Raw genomic sequence first — 20,523 nt, forward strand, 5'->3', positions numbered from 1 at the left:
CGACGACACCTCCCGACGTTGAAAGCCATCGAACGCCAGCAGGAGGCGCCGGACACCATTTTTTGTAACCCCGCATCGTACCGCCGGGTATGCCGAAGCACGTGCTCGTCCCGGTCGACGGGTCGCCACAGTCCCTGTCGGCGATCGAGTTCGTCTCCGGGGAGTGGGCCGACGCGCAGGTGACGCTTCTGCACGTCATCAACCCCGTCGAGGCGGGCTACAGTGCCGGGGTCCTCCCCAGCGGCTCCGAGGAGTGGTATCAGGAGGCGAAAGTCGAGGCCGACGAGATACTGCGGGAGGCGCGAGAGCGCCTCGACGTCGACAGCGAGGTGACGACCGACACCGAAGTCGGTGGGCCGGCAGCGACCATCGTGGAGGCGGCGGAAACGCGTGATGTCGACCACGTCGTCATCGGGAGCCACGGCCGAAGCGGCGTCTCGCGGCTCGTGCTCGGCAGCGTCGCCGAGGATGTCGTCCGCCACTCGCCCGTGCCGGTCACGGTCTTTCGGTGAAACCGGGGGTTTGTGGCATCGTACTGGTGGAAAACTGTTTCGAGCGATTCGTCGCCCAGTGCGTCGGGAGCCGTCTCAGACTCGGTGCCGGCTCAGTACCCTAACTGCTCGCGGACGAGGACGACCGTCGTCCGACCCTCATCGGCCTCCCGGCGGAAGATGAGCTGTTTCGCGATGGCAGATTCGACGCCGTAGGCCTCCTGTGCCCGCTCGTTCTCCAGCGGATACGCCACGGATTCGAGCCGGTCGAGCGCGTCATCGAGCGTCGGCACGATCTTGTTCACGCCGCTGACGATGATCACGTTGCCCGCAGCGAACGGGTAGGCACCGATTCGGCTGCCCGAGAGGTCCGCGGCGACGAGTTCGCCTGTCTGGGAGATGGCGTTGATCCCACCGAGGAAGTAGTCTGCCGTTTGGGACTCCCGACGGGCGGCTTGACGCTCCTCGTCGTCGTCGATACTCCAGATCTGATCCGGGAGGCTCTCCCACTCGTGGTCTCCCGCCGAGAGGTAGTCATCGAACCCGATCTCTTCGAGCGTCGTCGAGTGGCCGTTCATCACGGACGCGCCGGCAGGGATCTGCGATTTGATCGCTTCGAGGGCGTCGTCGGTCGAGTCGACCACGACCACCTCGAACCCGTTCGCTTCGAGGCTTTCGACGGTCTCGTGGATGATCTCGTCGTCGGGGAGTTCGTCGAGCGTTACGTCGATTTCGGTGTCGTCTGCGTAGTCGGATTTCTGCTGAGACATCTGATGTGGGGTGTCGCTTTCGACACCCATCGGTAGGTCCGTGAACCACTTAACCGCTCGCTGACACCGGTATCAGGTGGTTACACGGGCGTTATCGGGTTGTCGACGAGTGGACAGTTCGCCCGGTCCAGAAAAAGAGGACGCCCCCGCTACTGGAAGCCGATCCGGCCGTCGCGGCGCTCCCCGAGACCGTCCCGGGTGCCGCCCTTGAACTGATCTTGCATCTGCTCGTAGTAGTCCATCAGTTCGTCCGTGATCGTCGGCCGGACGGAGTCGATCGCCTCCCGGAAGTGCCGCATCTCGATCTCCTCGGCGTCGTCGTCGTCGCGCAGCGCCTCGATGGCGGCCTCGCGGGTGATCGTCTCCAGATCCGACCCGACGTACCCGTCCGTGATCTCGGCGATTTCACGCAGGCTCACGTCGGGCGCGAGCGGGGAGTCGCGAGTGTGGATCTTCAAGATCTGCTCGCGGCCCTCTTCGCTGGGCTGGCCGATGAGCACCAGGCGGTCGAACCGCCCCGAGCGGATGAGCGCGGGGTCGATCATATCCGGGCGGTTGGTCGCGCCGATCACCATCACGTTGCCGTTCTCTTCGAGCCCGTCGAGTTCGGTCAAAAGCTGGTTGACGACGCGCTCGGAGACGTTGTTCCCGGTCTCGCCGCCGCGGCTGGGCGCGAGGCTGTCCAGCTCGTCGAAGAAGATGATCGTCGGGCTGACCTGCCGGGCCTTCCGGAACGTCTGCCGGATGGCCTTCTCCGATTCGCCGACCCACTTCGAGAGCAGTTGCGGGCCGCGCACCGAAATGAAGTTCGCGTTCGTCTCGTTGGCGACGGCCTTCGCGATGAGGGTCTTCCCGGTCCCGGGTGGGCCGTACAACAGCACGCCCTTCGGCGGGTCGATCCCCATCCGCTCGAAGCGCCCCTGCGACGTCAGCGGCCACTCGACGCTCTCCTTGACGGTCTGTTTGGGGTCTTCGAGCCCGCCGACGTCGTCCCACGACACCTTGGGGAGTTCGACGAGCACCTCCCGCATCGCCGAGGGTTCGACGTCCGCCAAGGCGCCGCGGAAGTCCTCGCGCTTGACGATCATCCGGTCGATCAGGCTCGGCGGGATGTCTTCCTCGTCGAGATCGATCTCCGGGAGGTACCGCCGGAGCGCCTTCATCGCCGCCTCCTTCGTCAGCGACTCGATGTCGGCGCCGACGAAGCCGTGGGTCTCGTCGGCGAGGTGATCGAGCGAGACGTCGTCGGACAGCGGCATCCCGCGGGTGTGGATCTGGAGGATCTCCTTGCGGCCCACCTCGTCGGGCACGCCGATCTCGATCTCACGATCGAACCGTCCCGGCCGGCGCAGCGCGGGGTCGACGCTGTCGACGCGGTTCGTCGCCGCGATGACGATGACTTCCCCGCGCGTCTCCAGGCCGTCCATCATCGTCAGCAGCTGGGCGACGACGCGGCGCTCGACCTCGCCGGTCACGTCGTCGCGCTTCGGCGCGATCGAGTCGAGTTCGTCGATGAAGATGATCGACGGCGACTCCTCGGTCGCGTCCTCGAAGATCTCCCGTAACTGCTGTTCGGACTCGCCGTAGTACTTCGAGATGATCTCCGGGCCGGCGATCGAGAAGAAACTCGCGGAGGTCTCGTTGGCGACGGCCTTCGCCAGCAGGGTCTTCCCGGTCCCGGGCGGACCGTGGAGCAGCACGCCCTGCGGCGGCTCGATCCCGAGTTTCTTGAAGATCTGCGGGTGCTTCATCGGGAGTTCGACCATCTCCCGGACCCGCTGGATCTCGCTTTTGAGGCCGCCGATGTCCTCGTAGGTGATGCCGCCGCCCGTCTTCTCGAAGCCGGAGATGGGCTCCTCCCGGAGTTCGACCTCCGTGTCCTCGGTCACCAGACAGACGCCGTCCGGCTCCGTCTCGACGGCGATGAGGGGAATCGCCTGGCCCGGGGACCGCATAAACGGATGGTTCGTCGAGGACATCACGGGGACGATGTCGCGCTCGACGACCGGACGTTTGAGGATCTGCCGTTTGACCATCCCCGCGGCGTCGGAGCCGAACTGCACACTCGCCTCCTCCGGCGGTGCGAGGACGAGTTTCTCGGCTTTCGTCTCCTCTGCCTTTCGGATCGTCACGCGCTCGCCGATGCTGACGTCGGCGTTCTGGCGCGTGAAGCCGTCGATGCGAACCGTGTCGGTGTTCCAGTCCTGTCGGTCAGCGCGCCACACCTTCGCCGCGGTGGTTTCGGCGCCCTCGATTTCGATGATGTCGCCGGGTGAGAGTTTGAGGTGGAGCAGCGTGTCCGGATCGAGACGGGCGATGCCGCGGCCCGAGTCGTTCGGGTACGCTTTCGCCACTTCGAGTTGAACTTCGTTCATAGTTGGGTCGCGGGGATACGTCCCGCCAATCGGTCACGGCTCCGGGAGAGTCCTCTCGCGGCTCGAACGCCACGAAATCCGGAGTGTGACATCTTAATACACTCTTTCGGTCGAAGACACAAATCCTTACCGCCCGCGGCATCGATGCGTGGCTCTTTTCGTCGCCGCCCCGAATCGCCCTGTATGCGTACACTCGCCTTCGACGGCCGGATGGGCGCCAGCGGCGATATGCTGCTCGGCGCGCTCGTCGACGCCGGCGCCGATCCAGACGTGCTCGCGCCCGTCGAGGAGGCGCTCGACGTCCGTTACGCTGTCGGGACCGTCGACGAGCACGGAATCGCCGCGACGGACGTCAGTGTCCTGCTGTCGGAGGAGGGTGCAGAGGACTCCGAAGATGCTGACGCTTTCGGCGGAGGCGACAACGACGAGGACGCCGGTCACGACCACGCAGAAGACGGACACAGTCATCAGCACACTCACTCGCACGATCACGACCACGCAGAAGACGGACACACTCACTCGCACGATCACGACCACGCAGAAGACGGACACACTCACTCGCACGATCACGACCACGCAGAAGAGGCGACGCCCGCGGAGGGACACGGCCCCCACCGAACCTACCCGGAAGTGATCCGGATCGTCGAATCGATGGACCTGCCCGCGGCCGTCGAAGCGGACGCGAAAGCCATATTCCGAATCCTCGGTGAGGCCGAGGCGGCGGTCCACGACACTGATCTCGGTGAGACGGCCTTCCACGAGGTCGGCGCCGACGACGCCATCGCGGACGTAGTCGGGGTCGCACTCCTCCTCGACGATCTCGACGTCGAGCGCGTCGTCACGACGCCGCTTGCGACCGGTGGCGGCAGCGAGCCGATGGCGCACGGCGAGTATCCGATCCCGGCGCCCGCGGTCGCCGAGATCGCGGCCGCCGCCGACTGGTCGCTCCGCGGCGGCCCGGTCGAGGCGGAGTTGCTCACGCCGACGGGCGCGGCGATCCTCGCGCACATCGCCGAGGGCGTCGAGACGCTCCCGACGCTCAACGTCGCGGCCACGGGCTACGGGGCGGGCGGCTACGACTTCCCGAACCGGCCGAACGTCCTGCGGGCCCTCGTCGGCGACGGTGGCGGCGGACTCACCCGCGAATCGATCACTGTCCTGGAGACAAACCTCGACGACGCGACGCCCGAGGAACTGGGGAGCCTCCAGACTACGCTCACCGAGGCCGGCGCGCGGGACGTGAGCGTCCTCCCCACGACGATGAAGAAGTCCCGGCCGGGCCACCTCGTGAAGGTCGTCGTCCGCCCCGAGGACGCCGAACGGGTCGCCAACCGGCTGGCGATGGAGACCGGCACGCTCGGCGTCCGCGAACACGGGTCGGGGCATCGGTGGGTCGCCGACCGGGAACTCCGGACCGTCACGGTCGAGATCGACGACGAACGCTACGAGGTCGCGGTCAAGGTCGCCAGCGACGACGTGGGCGATCCCTACGACTACAGCGCGGAGTACGACGACGCCCTCGCTGTCGCGGAGGCGACCGGCGTCCCCGTCAGAGATGTGATGCGTCGCGCCGAGGACGCCGCCCGGTCGGCGGAGTGAGCTAATCAGGCTCCGTCGCCGGTGCCGTCTGCCGCCTCGTCACCACCTTGCCGGTCGTCGGCGTCGGTGGGCATTCCCTCGTCGCGCTCCCGATGCGTCGCGAGCGCCTCGTCGACGCTCAGCTCCCCGGCCGCCACCCGCCGGGCGAGCCCCTCGTCGATCGTCCGGTCGTCCCGCGACTCCTTTCGCGAGCGGTCCTTGATCCGCTGGAGTTCGCCCGCGGTGGGTTCGATCTCGCGGGAGCCGACCTCCTCGCCGGAGAGGCGCGCGATGTTGACCGCCGCGAGGACGTCGCCCATCCCGCGTGCGCCGGTTCCGAGGTAGGGCGTCGTCCCGGTCTCGTCGACCAGTTCGACGGTGACGTCGTCGAGTTCGTTGACGAGCTGTGCCCCCTGCAATCGCGCGCCGTCACCGATCCTGACGAGCGGATCCGGCGCGTCCGCTACCTCCCGGCGGACGGTCTCGACGGCGTCCGAGAGCGGGACCTGGAACGCGGCAACGACAGTCTCGCCTGCAAGCACGGCGATCCCCGGCCGCGTCCCGGGGTCGACGCCGACGACCGTTCGCCCGCCGCCGCCCCGGAGAATCGAGATCGCTTCCTCGACGGCGCGGCGGGCCTCCTCGGCGGTGGCGACGACCGACTCCACGCCGCCCGCCGGCGGGTCGTCCGCGGGCGAGCGAATCACGACTTCGGTTCGATCCGGCAGGTCCGCGCCGGGCTCCTGCGTCGTGAACGTCACGCCGCGGTCCCGTAGCTCGTCGACCGCGTCGTGGTAGAGCTCGAAATCCTCTGTCGCGACGACGATCACTGGCGGGGTTTCGGCGTCCTGCTACAAAAGGTATCGCGCCGAGGTCGGAGTCGCAGGGAGGACACGCCGAAGAATCCTGGCGCGGATCCGGGGGGTTTTTCGCCGGAGCCGACCGATGACGTCGCGTGTCCGACGCACTCACCACGGGGTGCCGGCCGCTCGATTCCCTCCTCGGCGGGGGCTTCGAGCGCGGCACCGTGACGCAGCTCTACGGGCCGCCCGCCGCGGGGAAGACGAACGTGGCGCTGTCGGCGGCCGTTCGCGTCGCCGCCGCGGGGGAGACGGCCGTCTACATCGACACGGAGGGCCTCTCCGCCGATCGGTTCCGACAGCTCGCCGAAGCTGCCGCGGACGACGAGCAGTCGATCGAGGACGTCACGTCGCGGCTGATCATCTCGGAAGCGCACGACTTCGCGGAACAGGAGGAGGCCGTCCGCGACGCCGCCGAGTTCGCCCCGCGGGCCGACCTCATCGTCCTCGACAGTGCGACCGGGTTCTACCGGCTGGAGCGAACCGGCGACAGCGACGACGGCGAGTCACTCCGCGGCGTCGCCCGCCAGGTGACGCACCTGCTCTCTTTGGCGCGAAAACACGATCTGGCGGCTGTCATCACGAACCAGGTGTTCACCGATCCCGACACCGACCGCGCGCGGGCGCTCGGCGGCCACACCCTGGAACACTGGACCGGAGCGGTCGTCCGGCTCGAGCGGTTCCGCGGCGGCAAGCGCCGCGCGACGCTGGAAAAACACCGGGCGAAAGCGGCCGGGGAGTCGGTGACGTTCGAGATCACCGGAGACGGGATCGCTGGCGTCGAGTAGCGGAGAAGAAGAACGGCCCGCGCGGCCAGCGCTCGAACGGAGCGGCGGTCGTCTGCCTACAGTTCGCCGAGTTTCCGGAGGAGCTGTCCGCGCTGTTTCTCGTCGGCGTTGATACCTTTGATTTCGAGCACGTTGCGTTCGAGCTTATCGAGGGCGACGTGGAAGGCGTGTTCCGCGCCGTAGCCCTCGCCGCTGCCGGCCACCTGTCCCTGACTCGTCCGAAGCCGGATCTGGCACTGGATCAGCGGCGTCCCGCGGAGCTTCTCTTTGTGCTGGTGGAAGCGCACGTGGGCGTGGAGGACCTGCATCTGCTGGTACTTGTCGACGACGGAGGTGATCGACTCGACGACCTCCGCCCGGGAGAGCGTCTCCAAGAGGCGGACGTTAGTGATCTGGACGTCCATACTGTCCTCCTCGGTGAACGTCAGCGCGCGCAGGATGTCCGTCTTCGTGACGATTCCGGCGATGGCTCCCTCGTTGTCGGCGGGCGTCACGACCAGGCCGGAGATGTCGTTTTCGAACATCCGCTTGACGACGGTGTCGACAGCCTCGTCGGGGGTCGCCGTCACGACCGGCGCGGACATCAGATCGTAGACGGGGAGATCAAGCATTCGATCGATGTCGCCGCGGCGGTCCCCGCGGCCCTGTCGCGTGTCGTCGCGGACGACGAACTCGACGAGGTCGTGGGTAGTGACGATGCCCGCGAGCGTGCCGTCGTCCTCGTCGACGACGGGCAACCGCGAGATCCCGTGCTCCCGGAGTCTGTTGATCGCCTGGCCGACGTTGGCCTTCTCGCCGACGGTGACGATATCCTCGGTCAGGATGTCGCCGACGGAGATCGCATCGAGGCTGTCGAGTACTGCTTCGAGGATCGCGTCGCTGGTGATGACGCCGTAGAGCTTTTCACCTTCGTAGACGGGCGCGACCTTGACGTCGCCCTCGACGAGCATCCGCGCGGTTTCGCGGACGTCCTCGTGGCGGTCGACGCCAGGCGCGGACTTCATCACGACGGAGGCCTTCGTGTCATCTTCCATCCGTGACCGCACCAGCTGCTTTTCGCCGATGATGCCGGCGTACTCGCCGTCTTCCGTCACGACGATCCCACGGGGGTTCTCGCGCTCGAATATCGCGCGGATCTTGCCCAGGCGTTTGCCAGCATCGACTTCGACGAACTCAGGAGTTGCAATATCAGTAATATCCATAGTCGGAGTAGCCTCCATTCGCCCGTACGCTGGCTGCCGTCTTGAAACTTCGTCCCGTTCTCACTGCGTTGGTAGCGGGGATACCGCGTCAGTCGCCCGCTCCGGCGCTCTCGAACCCCTCCGCGGGAAGCCGGAGTTCCGCGAGCCCCGGTAACCGCTCGATGTTGAAGACGACTTTCAGCTCGTCGGTCACGGGTTCGGCGATGCAGGAAAGCCGGACGCCTTGCTCTTTCATCTCCTCGGTCAGAACGGTGCTGATTGGCATCTCGACTTCGCCCTCGACGACCGCCACGGCACAGTTCGCACACGCACCGCCTCGGCACGCGTACGGCCACGAGAACCCGTACCGTTCGGCGGCTTCGAGGATGGTCTCTCTGTCCTCCATCACCAAGAGCCCATACCGGTCGACGTCGAGGTCCGCCGCCTCCGCCTTCTCGAAGAGGTCGTCGTCGCTCAGTGCCCAGCCCTGGGCCTCGATGACCGCGTAATCGAGATATTCGACGGTCGGCCCGAGCGTCCGGCCGTCGTCGTCTGTGTCCTCGGTTCCGTCTTCCCGGTCTCCCTCCGCGCCATCGCCGGCCGCCGAGGAGTCTTCGGTCCCACTTCGATCGTCGGCTCCTGTCTCGAATGTCTCGGGGTCTCGTCCGGCGGAGAGATGTTCGTAGGCACGCCTGACGCGTTCGAACTCCTTCAGCGATCCTCCGTGATCGGGGTGGGCTTCCTTTACCCGTTGCCGGTAGGCCCGGACCACGGCCGCCTCGTCGGCGCCGGCATCGATCCCGAGGACGTCGTACGGCGTCGCCACGCGCCCGTCTTAGGACATAACGCGCTTAAGTCCTCCCCCTCAGAAGACCTGGCTGGAAACGACAGCGTGGTTCGGGGACTACTGTGCGCCGATTATGCTGTCACCGGCCGCCGTCGAGGACCTCACAGCCGTCCCGAAACGACAGGACTTCGAGGTCCTCGACGGGAATCCGAACCGGGACCTGTCGATCACTCGTGGCCTGGCTGGGGCGGTAGCCGGGGAAGAACGGCTCGTCGCCAGACTCGTAGTCACGGTCCGGATCGACGACGTCCCGGGCCCAGCAGTCGAGGAATTTCAGGACCACGTGGACCGGGGCACCGTGCTCGTCGATCAGTCGCTCGGCGGCCTCGATCTTCGCGTACGGGAACATCGTCTTCCGGTAGCCGTTCACCGAACAGGAGCGCTCCTTGATCTCCAGGAAGTACAGCAGGTCGCCGTCCTCGTCGACGACCCGGCGGTCGATGTCGGCGGTGCGGCCGCGGTCCTCGTGGGTTGCGCCGCCCGCGTGGTCGACGTAGGCGTCCGCGAGCGCGACCTCGCGGGTTTCGCCCTCTCTGACCGTCGCCAGTTGGCTCGCCTCGCTCGATTTCCCGGTCGGATACGCCCAGACCGGCCGCCCACACTCCGGACAGTCGCCGAGTACGTCGGTCGTCCCCTTCGACGTCTTCGTCGGCGTCGGCGTCTCTTCGTCGACGGTGCCGCAGTACGGACAGATCATCGGCGGTACTCCCGGCGTGCCGTGTAAGGATCTGTCGGTGGACTGTTTCGCCTAAATCTGACTGCGAGGGCTCACGAGCAAGCACGGAGCACGGGAGACACAACCGCAGAGCAGCACAAACGGTCAACGTCTACAAAAAAGTGGAGGCAGCGTGAAGACGACGAGGGCGGGCGGCGACGGCCCATAGGGGCCCGCCCTCTTGTGGGAGACGCGCGGCGTGGTGGGGCACGTTCGGTGGGGCTAACTGTGAAACGGTCGTCCCCCAACAAGGTCTTCGAGCGGGTATGTTATCAATCCACACGGAGACCCGTTTAATCAGAAGTTATAAAACGCGTGAAAGACCGAATCGGTGCGGCACACCGTCCACCACTCACACGAGAGGGTCACACGACCCGGTTACGCAGGTCGTCGCTGCCCGCTTCCATACGCTCGACGTTCTCGGCGATGATGTCGGCCATCCGCTTCCAGTACTTCGGCGTGTAGCCGGCGTTGTGGGGGGTGATGTGGACGTTTCCGAAGTCCCACAGCGGGTGATCGTTCGGGAGCGGTTCGGGGTCGGTCACGTCGAGTGCGGCCCCGCGGATCGCGTTCTCCCCGAGCGCCCACACGAGGGCGTCGGTGTCGACGACCGGCCCGCGAGCGATGTTCACCAGCACCGCCTCCGAGGGCATCGTCTGGAACGCGTCGTGATCGAGCAGTCCTTCCGTGAGGTCGGTGAGCGGGCAGGCGACGACCACGTACTCCGAACGGGAGAGCGCGTCGTGGACGGCCACCGGATCGAAGCCGACGACCTCGTCGGTTGGGCCACCCTTTTCCGGCGTGTACCGGATCCCGATCGTCCCGACGCCGAAGGGTGCCAGCCGATCGACGACGGCCGTCCCGATCGCGCCCAGGCCGATCACGGTCACCGTCGACCCCGCGAGTTCGTCTTTGGGGTACGATCGCCACTCCCCGTCGGTCCGCTGCCGCTCGGCTTTGTGGAAGCGCGCGGAAAAGGACAGCAACCACCCGACCACGTATTCGGCGATCGGGGTCGCGTGGACGCCCGAAGCGTTGGTCACGGGAATCCCACGCTCCTCGAACGCTTCGAGCGGGAGGTGGTCAGTCCCGGCGACGGTCGCAGCAAACAGATCGAGGTGGGCGGCCTCGGCGAGCAGTTCCTCGTCGATCGCGAGGCCGGTCGCGATCGACGCCTCCCGGAGGAACCGCCGCTCCGCCTCCGGCGTCCGTGCGTGGACGACCTCCCGTTCCGGAAGTCTGTCGCGAAGCGTCTGCGCGTAGTCAGCCGCCGAGAGACCGTTGGCGGTGCGGCGAAGCACGACCACGTCTGGATCGTCAGCAGCGTGCTGCTCGGTCGGCGTCGCGGCGGCGTCGGTCACGGCGTCTGGATCCTCAGGCACCATCGTGAGTCACGGTGACCTGCGTCCACCACCTGTATGTATCTTCGGTCGGGCGCCGTTCTACCTCCGAGAACCGGATCGGGGTGGGCGCGATAGGGACCCGGGATCTTCAGCGGAAGTAGTTCTGCCCTCGGCTCGCTGCCCGCCGTCTCGGTTACCCCCGAGCCACCACCCTGGGAGGCCTTTGGCTGGACCGCACACGGATCGATGTCGATGCTGTAATGCGTCTTCGATCACGAGGGTGCAGTGTATGCCCTCCCTCGACGAACTCATCGTCGCGATCTGGCAGCGAGTGGTTCGGATGCGGGCCCGGAGTCCGCGACGGCTGGCCGTCCTGGCGGCGACAGCAGCGCTCGTTGGAGTCGTACTCGCCTGGTATTTCCGACCGTGGCTCCACGGCATCGTTTACGGCATCTACACGACGCCGATCGTCCCCCTTGCTGTCGTGCTCGGAATCGGAATCACGCTCTTCGTTCGCCGACAGTTCGGCGCTCTGGCGGGTGGACAGATCGGGATCACCGTCGTCGTCCTCGTCCTCGTCGTCGGCGCGGGGGGCGCCGGTCTGCTGGCCGGCGAAGATCTCGGGAAGCGTACCATCGACACGGCGACTTCGGCGGAGAACCTCTCGGAGACCGACCCGACGAAGCCACGCGTCGTCCCGAAGAGCGTCGCCTCGCGGTACGCCTCGAACACGCTCAACTTCCCCCAGTACCGCGTCACCGACGGTGACATCACCGTCCGAAACGGAACCCCGTACTGGTCGTACGCGCTCGCGCCCGACGGCGCGTTCAACTACTACACGAAACAGCAGCACGGCACGGTCCTGGTCGATATGACGGAACAGAATGCCGAGGTCGACACCGTCGTCGGAGACTTCCGGAAGGGGATCGGGCCGGCGTTCTACAACAACTACCGTTTCACGATGCTCAAGCGGGGGAACTACCTGGTCAACTACGAGGATCCGTATCTGGTCGTCCACGGGGGCGAACAGCACATCGCGGTGCCGTACACGAAACCGGAGTTCCACTGGCTGCCGCTCCCGTACACGACGCCCGAATGGGGCGGCGTAGTCCTGATCGATCGCGACGGCACCGTCGAGGATCTCTCGCCGCAGGCGGCCCGAAACCACCCGGCCCTGCAGGAACAGAAGCTCTACCCGTTCGAGTTAGCACGCCAGAAAGTCGCCGCAACGAAGTACAGAAACGGGATCGTCAACACGTTCACCAGCCACCGCGACGAGGTCGAGGTGGCGCCCGTTCCCGGTGAGGACAACGACCAACCGTTCCTCGTCTTCACCGAGGATGGGCCGCAGTACGTCGTCGCAGTCGAACCGTACGGCCAGGCCCAGGGGCTGAAAGAGGTCTGGACGATCGACGGCCGGACCGGCGAGTACGAGGTGTACGCCCCGACTGAATCGCTGTTCGGGGCTCGAAAGGCCACGGACTACGTCCGCCAGGCGGCTCGGACGACCGACTGGAACCGGTTCACGCCGTCCGAGCCGATCCCGGTCGTCGTCGACGGCCAACTCTACTGGGAAGTCAGAGTCGTTCCGACCGACAGCAGCGGGATCGCGTACACGGCGTTCGTCAACGCCCGGTCGAGTGACGTCCACGAGGTCAGCACGACGCCGGAGGTGACCGCCTTCCTCGAAGGTCGAAACGTGACGACACAACCTGCTGACACCAGCGGGGACGACGGACAGACGCCGTCGCTCGTGATCGAGCGGGTAGCGCCGAACGGCACGGTCGTCGAAACGCTCGAAATCTACGGGAACGAAACCGTCCGGATCGTCCAGGGGAACACCACGAACGCGACAGCCACTACTACGACGGCGAACGCGACAGCCACTACTACGACGGCGAACGGGTCAGCCACTACTGCGACGTCGAACGGGTGAAGCGGACGCCCGCCGTCCCTCCGACAGTATAATACCGAACCGGCATCGCTTGGACATATGGAGCGATTCGACGTGGCGATCGTCGGCGGCGGCCCCGCCGGGTCGTCGGCCGCCCACGCCGCGGCGTCGGCCGGCGCGTCGGCGGTGGTGTTGGAGAAGGGTGTGCCGCGGACCGATCGACCCGATCGACTGGGCCCGGACTCGACGGACGCGGCGGGCATTCTGGACTACTGGGTCGACATTATGGGCATTCACCCCGACGAGATGCCCGACGACGTCGTCCTGGGGACGCTCGACCGCGCGGAGTTCATCGGCCCCACCGAGTCGCTAACGCTGCGTTCGACCGGCATCGAATCCTCATACGACGAGTTCGGGTTCTGTATGCAGCGGGCCCGGTTCGACGATTTCCTCCGCGACCGCGCAGAGGCGGCGGGCGCAAGCTACCGAACGGGGACGTCGGTCCGTGGCGTCGAGGTCGACCGCGACGAGTCACCACGCCACCGACTCGAACTCGCGAGCGGCGAGCCTATCGGCGCCGACCTCCTGATCCTCGCCGACGGCCCACAGCGACAGGTCACGAACGGCGTCTTAGACGAGTTGCTGCCGTTCGACGTAACGGAGCGGCTCTCGACCCGGGAGGCCAACCACATCGCCTACCAGGAACACCGTCGGCTGCCCGAGGAGGTCTTCGCCGAAGTTTCGGGAGCGATCAAGTTCTGGTGGGGCCACATGCCCGGCCACACCGCCTACCCGTGGATCTTCCCGAACGACGACAACGTGGCACGGATCGGGCTAACGATGCCGATCGGGCTGGATCTCGACGATATCGAGAACCGGGAGGCGTACCCGCTCATCGAACCCGACGACGAGCGGATCCCCCAGGGCAAAGAGTACCTTCGCCGACTCTTAGAACAGGAGTACGGCGACGAGTACGACGTCCCCGGGGACTTCCCGCTGGTCGAGGACCGGGGGAAATCCAACGGCACGGAGACGTATTCCATCTCCTCCACCCGACCCATCGACTCGCCGACTGCTGCCGGAATCGCTGTCGTCGGCGGTGCGATGGGGGCGACGTCGGCCTTCCACGAAGGAGGGGATCACACGGCAGTCCGAACGGGGGCGATCGCGGGCGAACTCGCCGCCACCGGTGATCTCTCGGCGTACAACGATCGCTGGAAGGAGGCGATCGGCGACGAGGTCCTCCGGAACGTCGCGATGGCAGACGTCGTCCGCGACTACGACCCGGACGACTGGGACTGGGCGTTCTCGACGGCACAGAAACTGATGGACAAAAGCGACGGGTACGGCCTGTTCGACACGAGCAACGTCCGCGCGGGATTCGGTGCAGCGAAGTTGGTCACGAGCTACAAACGGACGAAGTTCTCCCACCGGAAGGGCAAGTACGTCCAGCTTACCGAATCCGAGTACTCTGTGTAGCGGCGCGGTAGTTCGCGAAACTATTTTCACACCGACACGACGACGGTGCAATATGCCACACCGAACGGGCGCCTCCCACGCTATCGCGGCGTTGGTCGCGACGGTCTCGGCTTCCTATCTGAAGGACTTGCTTCGTCACCTCGTGAGTACGCAGGAACTCGTCGCGTACGCGAACGTCGTCGCCAGACGGACGCTCGGTCGGGTCGGAATGGCTACTCAGCCGGATTTTCTCGTGAACACCGGCTCGATCGGCCTCCTGCTCGTCCTGACGTTCCTGTGGGGATGGGCGTACCACCGACGGACCATCGGCTGACGCTCGGGAGCGGCGATCGAACGGACGACAGCGTCGGCGGGAGGCCGCACCCCACGCTCGAGTTCGTCGTTCCCGGAGTCGGAACGGCCTTGAGCCTCGATGCCCTACAGACAGGTGCGCACCCTCAGTCCCCGTCCGAGTTCTCCCACCACGGGAGCGATGAACCGACGGCGAACCCGGGTGTGCGACACCTGTGGACTGTCCGCGCCCGAAAGACGGACCGCCCGACACGAGGGTTTCCCGGCCGACGCGGCACGCAGCCCCGGGATGAGGCCGGTCGTTAGTGTTCCGGGCGTACATTTCATATATTCGATGAAAGAGGCCTCTATAGTCAGTTTCGGCTCACGTATTCGAGCGTCACGTCGGACTGACTTATGTACTCGGAGAGTTCGTGTACGATGTCGCCTACCTCTTGGGCCGAAAGCGTCTGATCCTTCTGGAAAAGAATTCCAGCGGTTTTTTCGATGTCCATCTGGGTGAAGAAGTCGTCATCCTGCGTGAGAACGAGGCGATCCGTCTCGCGTCCGTATGTAGCGATCGATTCATCGCCAGCGCCAAGGCCGAGTTCTTCGACATCTCCGACCCATTCGACATCGTGACCGAGTTTCCGCAGGTAGTTGATCGTCGCCTGCTCGATGTTTTCGTCAGCGAGGATACGATACCCCATTAGTCACGCACATCGTCAGGATCGGTGGTCAAGTGGTCGTGTTCCTTGATTGCGGATTGCCGCTGGCGTTCAATCGTACGCATCTCTTCAGGATGGTCATGATAGTACGTGAGCGCCCGATAGACATCGGCCACGTCAAGGTCGTGGCGATCGGCAACCGTTCTTGGGGAGAGTCCCCGTTCTTCGACCTGTTCTCTAAGAAATTGAACGGTGATCCGTCGGCCTTCGAGATGCGGCTCGTCGTGGAGTTCCTGCACGATACGTCTCGTCACTTGGCTCATACCACAGGCTACGCCGCCATCATACTTGAACGTCTGGACTGGGGGTTCTGTCCGGTTTCACGTTCACTGAGCCTACTAGTAGCTTCTCACCCGGTAGTGTTTCGGGCGTACACTTCGACCTTTTACGCTGCGCGAGCCTGCGGCTCGCTCGGTAAAAGCTCGACCAAAAGCACTCCTCGCTCCCGATGGTCGCTCGTCGGCCTCGCGCTCACGTCCGTTCGCGCGAGTGAACCGGCGACCTTCCGGGTCCTTCGGGCCGCTCGGTCGCCGGATACTCGTGCTCCAGTCCGTTTCACTTCCATTACACCTACTAGTAGATTTTCGCCCGGTAGTGTTCCGGGCGTATATTCTAATTATGCTATTAGAATTATTTGTGAATAATCATAGAAACTTATTTCGCGGAGAACCACGCCTCGACATCGTCGTAAAAGTCCTGTAGTGTCTGCTGGTGAAAGGAACCGATATAACTGATCGGATGACGTTGTTCGGCTCCGTTGGTCCATCGTATGAACCGATTCGGCTCTCTTAGTCCGCTCTCCGAGATGAACGCTTCTCGGTCAAACACAACGTGATACCCTTCGAAGTCACCAAGATCTCCGACTTTGTTGAATGTGAGACACGAGAAGCCACCGTGTTGGAAATCTGTCCGAAGACCTCTGAGAAACCCAAGCTTTCGTCCATAATAGGACTCATCACTGCCCCCGGACGCAGGTGTAAAATCACCGCTCGTTAATTCGACAGATCCTGACACATAGCAGTTACAGAGGACCCGAATCGCTTCGTTGAGCGAGTAAAGCGACGCGAGATAGTTATGAAGCAATCGAAGTGCCTCGAATCCTTCCTCTTCAACCCGATCTACACGACAGATGAACACCGGATTCGTCCGAAGGTCTCCGTCTATATATTCATCTAGCTCGTAATAATTTTGATCGACAGTTCGTTTTGCAGCGCTCAAACGGATTTCGTCTGCATCACGCAGGCGACTGTTCGGTTTGATTTCAGCTCGTGCAAGTGTCTGGAGCTGATATTCGAATTCAGGTGAAGAGTTAGATGTCACGAGGTAGAGACTATTCAGTAGTCTCGTCTCGGATGCGTACTGCAGATAATGCTCGCCGTGCTGTCTCGACATCGCCGCCAGCTGACTCGGCTACTTCTTCCGCGGTTGGAGCGTCTCGATTCTGTCCCATCGTACCAAGATATAGTACGCCGCTCTGTATAAGCGTTAGGTCGAACCCCTCACCGAGTGAATAGACTCGAACACCACGATTGAAATGCGGATCTGTCGGCTAATACACTTCCACCGTGCCTACTAGTAGAAATTCGCCCGGTAGTGTTCCGGCCGCACATCGACCTTTTACTGCGCTCGACCAAAAGCCTGCGTCAGGGGCTCCGCCCTTTCCGGTGGCCTCGCGCTCACGTCCGCTCGCGCGAGTGAACCGGTGTCTTTGCGAGCGGTAGCGAGCAAAGGCTCGGGGGACGACCGAAGGGAGCTACCCGGCGACCGTCCGGGTCTTCCGGACCGCTCGGTCCCCGGATACAACTGACTAGTGTTTGGTAGTGGGCGGGATACCTCGTCATCCGCTCGATTTCACGGTCCTGAGCGTACTAGCTTCTCGTCGGGTAGTGTTTCGGGCGTACATTATAGCTCGCTTCGCTATAGTAGCGTTTGCAAGTCTTCACTCACACGAACGCACGCAGTCGTGCGATCGGATGAGCAATCAGTTGCAAACGCTACTATAGTCCTCCACCCGCTATTCCGCCGCGAACAGAGGTCCCGGTGTGTCCAGGGCGCACGAGTGCGCCCCTCGGGCCGAATCAAGCAGATTCGTCAGCGAGCCACCGCTGTAGCTCGGCTTCCTTCTCGTCGTAGACTGCGTCCGGATGCCGATCCTTTCCCTGACGGACGATGGCTTTGCTCTCCTCGAACAGCTCTTCGCAAAGCGAGTCCAACTTTTCAGAATCGAGCCTGGAGCTGTCTTTCATAATCGGGAACTCACTCTGTTCGGACTGGGACAGTTCCTGATAGAGCCTGCGAGCGAGGGGCTCATACAGGTTGGCGACGCGTTTCCAGTCCGCCATTTCTTCCAGCGACTGCTGTCGATACTCTTCGTCGGTACAGACCTTCTCGGCGAAGTTCCATATGTACGCCTCGGTTTGCTCGTCGAAGTAGAACCAACGATTCACCAGCCAATCCTCTTGAGTATCGACCGGTTTGACGATCAGCAAGTGATCACTACCGACTGGCCCGCCCGTATCAAACACTAACGTTGCCTTACACCCGTTGACGGTTCGCTCCTCTATCGTTTCGCGCACGTTGATCGGTGCCCGCGTTATCGCCCAAAAAACGTTCGGCGAGAGCTTGTACTTCGGGGTGACAAGGCTATCGGGACGAACACCTCGAAATCTACACGAAAGGCAGTACAGACATATGACAATCAGTCCTGATCGGTTCGAGGAGATCGATGACGATGAGGGACAACGAGGCCTGATACTGATTACTCTCGTCTCTTCCCGCCGAGCGCCGTCAACGAGGGTGGCGCTCGGCGGGAACAAGTGAGAGTAATCAGTATGAGACGAACGCCGTCAAGATACTCGAATTTCTCAGAGAGAGTGCAAACGAGGCGTTCACACGGACCGATACCGCAGCGACGCCCGAGGTTAAGCGTGGCCCGGTTGGACCGACGCTGGTACGGCTCCGGGAACGCGGGCGAGTAGACCACAGAGGACGGTGCTGGCGAATCAGTGATCACGATCGGAGCGTCGACGCTGTAACGGCCCACGCCGGTGAAGTCGCTGCAACCCGCGAAGACACACCGTTCGAATACGACGAGTGGCGGGAGTACGCGGTCGACCCGCTGAACAGCGTGAGTGACGTCTATCGAAAAGGGATGTCCTCTGGGCTTCAGACAGGGCGAATCCACGACTCTGGTTGGTTTTGGTCGCAGAGCAGCTACCGTATCCCGGCGAGGAGTACGTTTGTGCTGCACTCACGACGGGTGATCTTCCGGCAAACAACGAGGTCGGAAATGCGTGGATTACCGGAGATACGTCTCTATTTCGTTGACGACAGCATCGACGAATTCGTCGGTAACGCGACCTTGCCACGCAACCAGATCTTCGATGCGTGGCGAGTGGACCGCCCACGGAGAGACGAACGACTCCCGCGGAACACCGCCGACTTCCCACACGTCGGAACGCAACGCGAGCGAGTCTTCGTACTCTTTGGTCGAAATGGCGACAGCGAGGAACTGCTCCTCGTCGAACGGGTGGGAACTGTTGTTGACGACCACCCACGGACGCTGGCGCTCCTCGCCCAGCTTGAACGGGTCGGAACTCCGAACGACATCTCCCCGCTCCGGTTGCATTTATCAGTCCCGTTCACTCGGGTGCGGTTCGTCCGGAGCAACGGCGTCCCACTCGTCCGGATCGATGCCCCCATCCTCGTCGTCGAGCTGCTCCGTCGCAGTATGGAGATTGTACGTATCCTGTACCCGATCCAGATCCTCTGTTATCGCCCAGTATTCCCCTTTGTGTCGGACGAGATTACGCTGCTTCAACCGGGAGAGCGCGGTTCCAACCGTGTTCGCATCTTCCTCGACTCCGGTCGCAATCTCCGAGCGGGTGAACGCCTTGTCCCGATTCGTATACAAGTAGATGAGTACCTGCTTGGGAACGCTCGGACCACTTGGAAGATCGCCTGTTTCGAACTCTTCGATACGAACGGGCATATATAGTACTTAGCGTGCTGATGTAATGAATGTACTGCTGTGCCTAAATCTCCCGTCAAAGGCGGGTTCACTTTCACCGAGCCTACTAGTAGAAACTCGCCCGGTAGTGTTCCGGGCAGATTCGTGACTCAAATCGTGTGGAGCGCGGCCTGTACGTCTGTTCGTCGTGCGAGGCGACGATGAACGCGGACGTGAACGGTGCGGTGAATATTCGGAGAAGGAAAACAATAGGGTACTCGGGCATGATTCTTCGATGATGACCGACTCGTTTTGGTATCCGTCGGTCGGGGATGTCCTCGACATCCACGAGGACATTGTCTCGGAGTACCCGAACACCAGCCCGGGGATTCGGAGTCGCGGAGATGTCGAATTCGCACTGGAGTACATCAGCGAAGGGAGCTTCGGGTCGGTTCCGGAGACTATTCACGAGAAGGCGTTTCATCTGCTTCGGCTTCTAGTCGCCAATCACCCGTTCGTGGACGGGAACAAGCGGACAGCGCTCAACACAGTCGTTGTGTTCTATCTTCTCAACGGCTATCGCTTCGATTACGACGACGAAATCAGAGACCTACTGACGAAGTTTGGCACCGACGAGCAGGCTGTCGATGAGGACGACGCAGTCGAATACCTTCGAACACACACGATCGAAGTCGATTTGAACGAAGTGGTCGAACGATGGCGAGGCGACCTCGTCGAGTATGGACTTGACCAACTGTCCGACGAATCATCGGACCCGAACGATTAACCGGATTCGTGGTCAAAAGCTGTATATGGCGACCGAAGAGAAGACAAGCGAACAAACACCACTCGACGACGTGATGGATGATATTCGTCGGGAACTCGTGTTGCGCGTCGCCAAGGCTGATCGGGACGAACACCGCGATATTTACGACGCCCTCGAAAACGAATAGCGTTCTGACGTCAGTCTGTGCTCGGTTCGCAAAAGCGCGAGCTTCACTGTTGCCGCAGTCGATGCTGTCATCTCTGCCTGATTTGCTGAACGTTGATTCACGCCAATACTAGGTCCTATCCACGCATAACCACTCGGAGAAGGATTCTTCTCCGCTCGGTTATCTCCTCACCCATTCTGTGGGATTCTGTATGGTAAACTGAGACCGACACGCACATCCATATGTACGGCGAGTTCGTGGACGGTCCCTCACTGTTCGAGAAGGTGATGGCACTCTTGCCACTCGTTCCCTCAATCGACAGT

20 protein-coding genes and 1 pseudogene are annotated in these 20,523 nt (G+C 63.3%); 9 read left to right on the forward strand and 12 right to left on the reverse strand.

The window, feature by feature from the left end:
• Positions 1-89 precede the first annotated feature (89 nt).
• Complete coding sequence (locus tag RJT48_RS07540; RefSeq protein ID WP_311171658.1) at positions 90-512, forward strand: universal stress protein; 423 nt, start codon at positions 90-92, stop codon at positions 510-512.
• A 92-nt stretch (positions 513-604) separates the two neighbouring features.
• Here RJT48_RS07540 and RJT48_RS07545 read toward each other — a convergent pair whose 3' ends face one another.
• Both RJT48_RS07545 and RJT48_RS07550 read right to left on the reverse strand, forming a co-directional pair.
• A complete protein-coding gene (locus RJT48_RS07545) occupies positions 605-1,261 on the reverse strand; it encodes a lactate utilization protein (protein WP_311171967.1) in 657 nt (218 codons plus the stop codon).
• 149 nt (positions 1,262-1,410) lie between these two features.
• Complete coding sequence (locus RJT48_RS07550) at positions 1,411-3,636, reverse strand: CDC48 family AAA ATPase (RefSeq protein ID WP_311171659.1); 2,226 nt, start codon at positions 3,634-3,636, stop codon at positions 1,411-1,413.
• 183 nt (positions 3,637-3,819) lie between these two features.
• Between RJT48_RS07550 and larC the strand changes: the two genes are divergently transcribed.
• On the forward strand, positions 3,820-5,235 hold the full coding sequence (gene larC / locus RJT48_RS07555) for a nickel pincer cofactor biosynthesis protein LarC (RefSeq protein WP_311171660.1): 1,416 nt from the start codon (positions 3,820-3,822) through the stop codon (positions 5,233-5,235).
• A 5-nt stretch (positions 5,236-5,240) separates the two neighbouring features.
• On the opposite strand, the gene RJT48_RS07560 is transcribed toward larC, so the two are convergent.
• Positions 5,241-6,044, reverse strand: coding sequence for a hypothetical protein (locus RJT48_RS07560; RefSeq protein WP_311171661.1), 804 nt, complete (start codon positions 6,042-6,044; stop codon positions 5,241-5,243).
• Positions 6,045-6,169: 125 nt separating this feature from the next.
• On the opposite strand from RJT48_RS07560, the gene radB reads away from it, so the two are divergent.
• Positions 6,170-6,862, forward strand: coding sequence for a DNA repair and recombination protein RadB (radB, locus tag RJT48_RS07565; RefSeq protein ID WP_311171662.1), 693 nt, complete (start codon positions 6,170-6,172; stop codon positions 6,860-6,862).
• A gap of 56 nt (positions 6,863-6,918) precedes the next feature.
• Here the strand turns inward: radB and RJT48_RS07570 are convergent, their stop codons facing one another.
• The 4 genes from RJT48_RS07570 to RJT48_RS07585 all read right to left on the reverse strand — a co-directional run bounded on the left by RJT48_RS07570 (position 6,919) and on the right by RJT48_RS07585 (position 10,990).
• Positions 6,919-8,064: a CBS domain-containing protein gene (locus RJT48_RS07570; RefSeq protein ID WP_311171663.1), complete on the reverse strand. Its 1,146-nt coding sequence runs from the start codon at positions 8,062-8,064 to the stop codon at positions 6,919-6,921.
• Positions 8,065-8,152: 88 nt separating this feature from the next.
• Positions 8,153-8,869, reverse strand: a complete 717-nt coding sequence (fer, locus tag RJT48_RS07575; RefSeq protein WP_311171665.1) for a ferredoxin Fer — start codon at positions 8,867-8,869, stop codon at positions 8,153-8,155.
• 100 nt (positions 8,870-8,969) lie between these two features.
• Positions 8,970-9,587 carry a hypothetical protein gene (locus tag RJT48_RS07580; protein ID WP_311171667.1) on the reverse strand — a complete coding sequence of 206 codons (618 nt, stop codon included), beginning with the start codon at positions 9,585-9,587 and terminating at the stop codon, positions 8,970-8,972.
• Between the two features lie 383 nt (positions 9,588-9,970).
• Positions 9,971-10,990: a D-2-hydroxyacid dehydrogenase gene (locus tag RJT48_RS07585; protein WP_345784736.1), complete on the reverse strand. Its 1,020-nt coding sequence runs from the start codon at positions 10,988-10,990 to the stop codon at positions 9,971-9,973.
• A 247-nt stretch (positions 10,991-11,237) separates the two neighbouring features.
• Between RJT48_RS07585 and RJT48_RS07590 the strand changes: the two genes are divergently transcribed.
• The 3 genes from RJT48_RS07590 to RJT48_RS07600 are packed head-to-tail and all read left to right on the forward strand — an operon-like array spanning position 11,238 to position 14,634.
• Positions 11,238-12,884, forward strand: a complete 1,647-nt coding sequence (locus RJT48_RS07590) for a hypothetical protein (protein WP_311171668.1) — start codon at positions 11,238-11,240, stop codon at positions 12,882-12,884.
• 57 nt (positions 12,885-12,941) lie between these two features.
• Positions 12,942-14,321: an NAD(P)/FAD-dependent oxidoreductase gene (locus tag RJT48_RS07595; RefSeq protein ID WP_311171669.1), complete on the forward strand. Its 1,380-nt coding sequence runs from the start codon at positions 12,942-12,944 to the stop codon at positions 14,319-14,321.
• Between the two features lie 52 nt (positions 14,322-14,373).
• Complete coding sequence (locus tag RJT48_RS07600; protein WP_311171670.1) at positions 14,374-14,634, forward strand: hypothetical protein; 261 nt, start codon at positions 14,374-14,376, stop codon at positions 14,632-14,634.
• Between the two features lie 331 nt (positions 14,635-14,965).
• On the opposite strand, the gene RJT48_RS07605 is transcribed toward RJT48_RS07600, so the two are convergent.
• From RJT48_RS07605 to RJT48_RS07625, 5 genes are all read right to left on the reverse strand, one after another.
• On the reverse strand, positions 14,966-15,301 hold the full coding sequence (locus RJT48_RS07605; RefSeq protein ID WP_311171671.1) for a DUF5615 family PIN-like protein: 336 nt from the start codon (positions 15,299-15,301) through the stop codon (positions 14,966-14,968).
• Positions 15,301-15,582, reverse strand: a complete 282-nt coding sequence (locus RJT48_RS07610; RefSeq protein WP_311171672.1) for a DUF433 domain-containing protein — start codon at positions 15,580-15,582, stop codon at positions 15,301-15,303. The genes RJT48_RS07605 and RJT48_RS07610 overlap by 1 nt, the downstream gene beginning before the upstream one ends.
• Before the next feature lie 1,815 nt (positions 15,583-17,397).
• Positions 17,398-17,895: a hypothetical protein gene (locus RJT48_RS07615; protein ID WP_311171673.1), complete on the reverse strand. Its 498-nt coding sequence runs from the start codon at positions 17,893-17,895 to the stop codon at positions 17,398-17,400.
• Positions 17,896-18,617: 722 nt separating this feature from the next.
• Positions 18,618-18,947, reverse strand: a complete 330-nt coding sequence (locus tag RJT48_RS07620) for a hypothetical protein (RefSeq protein ID WP_311171674.1) — start codon at positions 18,945-18,947, stop codon at positions 18,618-18,620.
• Between the two features lie 3 nt (positions 18,948-18,950).
• On the reverse strand, positions 18,951-19,310 hold the full coding sequence (locus tag RJT48_RS07625) for a hypothetical protein (RefSeq protein WP_311171675.1): 360 nt from the start codon (positions 19,308-19,310) through the stop codon (positions 18,951-18,953).
• Positions 19,311-19,417: 107 nt separating this feature from the next.
• Between RJT48_RS07625 and RJT48_RS07630 the strand changes: the two are divergent.
• The 3 genes and pseudogenes from RJT48_RS07630 to RJT48_RS07640 form a co-directional block, all read left to right on the forward strand.
• A pseudogene (locus RJT48_RS07630) lies at positions 19,418-19,537 on the forward strand (zinc ribbon domain-containing protein); the annotation flags it as partial.
• 29 nt (positions 19,538-19,566) lie between these two features.
• A complete protein-coding gene (locus RJT48_RS07635) occupies positions 19,567-20,055 on the forward strand; it encodes a type II toxin-antitoxin system death-on-curing family toxin (protein ID WP_311171676.1) in 489 nt (162 codons plus the stop codon).
• A 25-nt stretch (positions 20,056-20,080) separates the two neighbouring features.
• Positions 20,081-20,221 (forward strand): hypothetical protein, encoded by a 141-nt coding sequence (locus RJT48_RS07640; protein WP_311171677.1) that lies wholly within the window; start codon positions 20,081-20,083, stop codon positions 20,219-20,221.
• Positions 20,222-20,523: the final 302 nt, after the last annotated feature.

Origin of the sequence: Halobellus ordinarius, assembly GCF_031823395.1 — an archaeon.
Lineage (GTDB): Archaea > Halobacteriota > Halobacteria > Halobacteriales > Haloferacaceae > Haloquadratum > Haloquadratum ordinarius.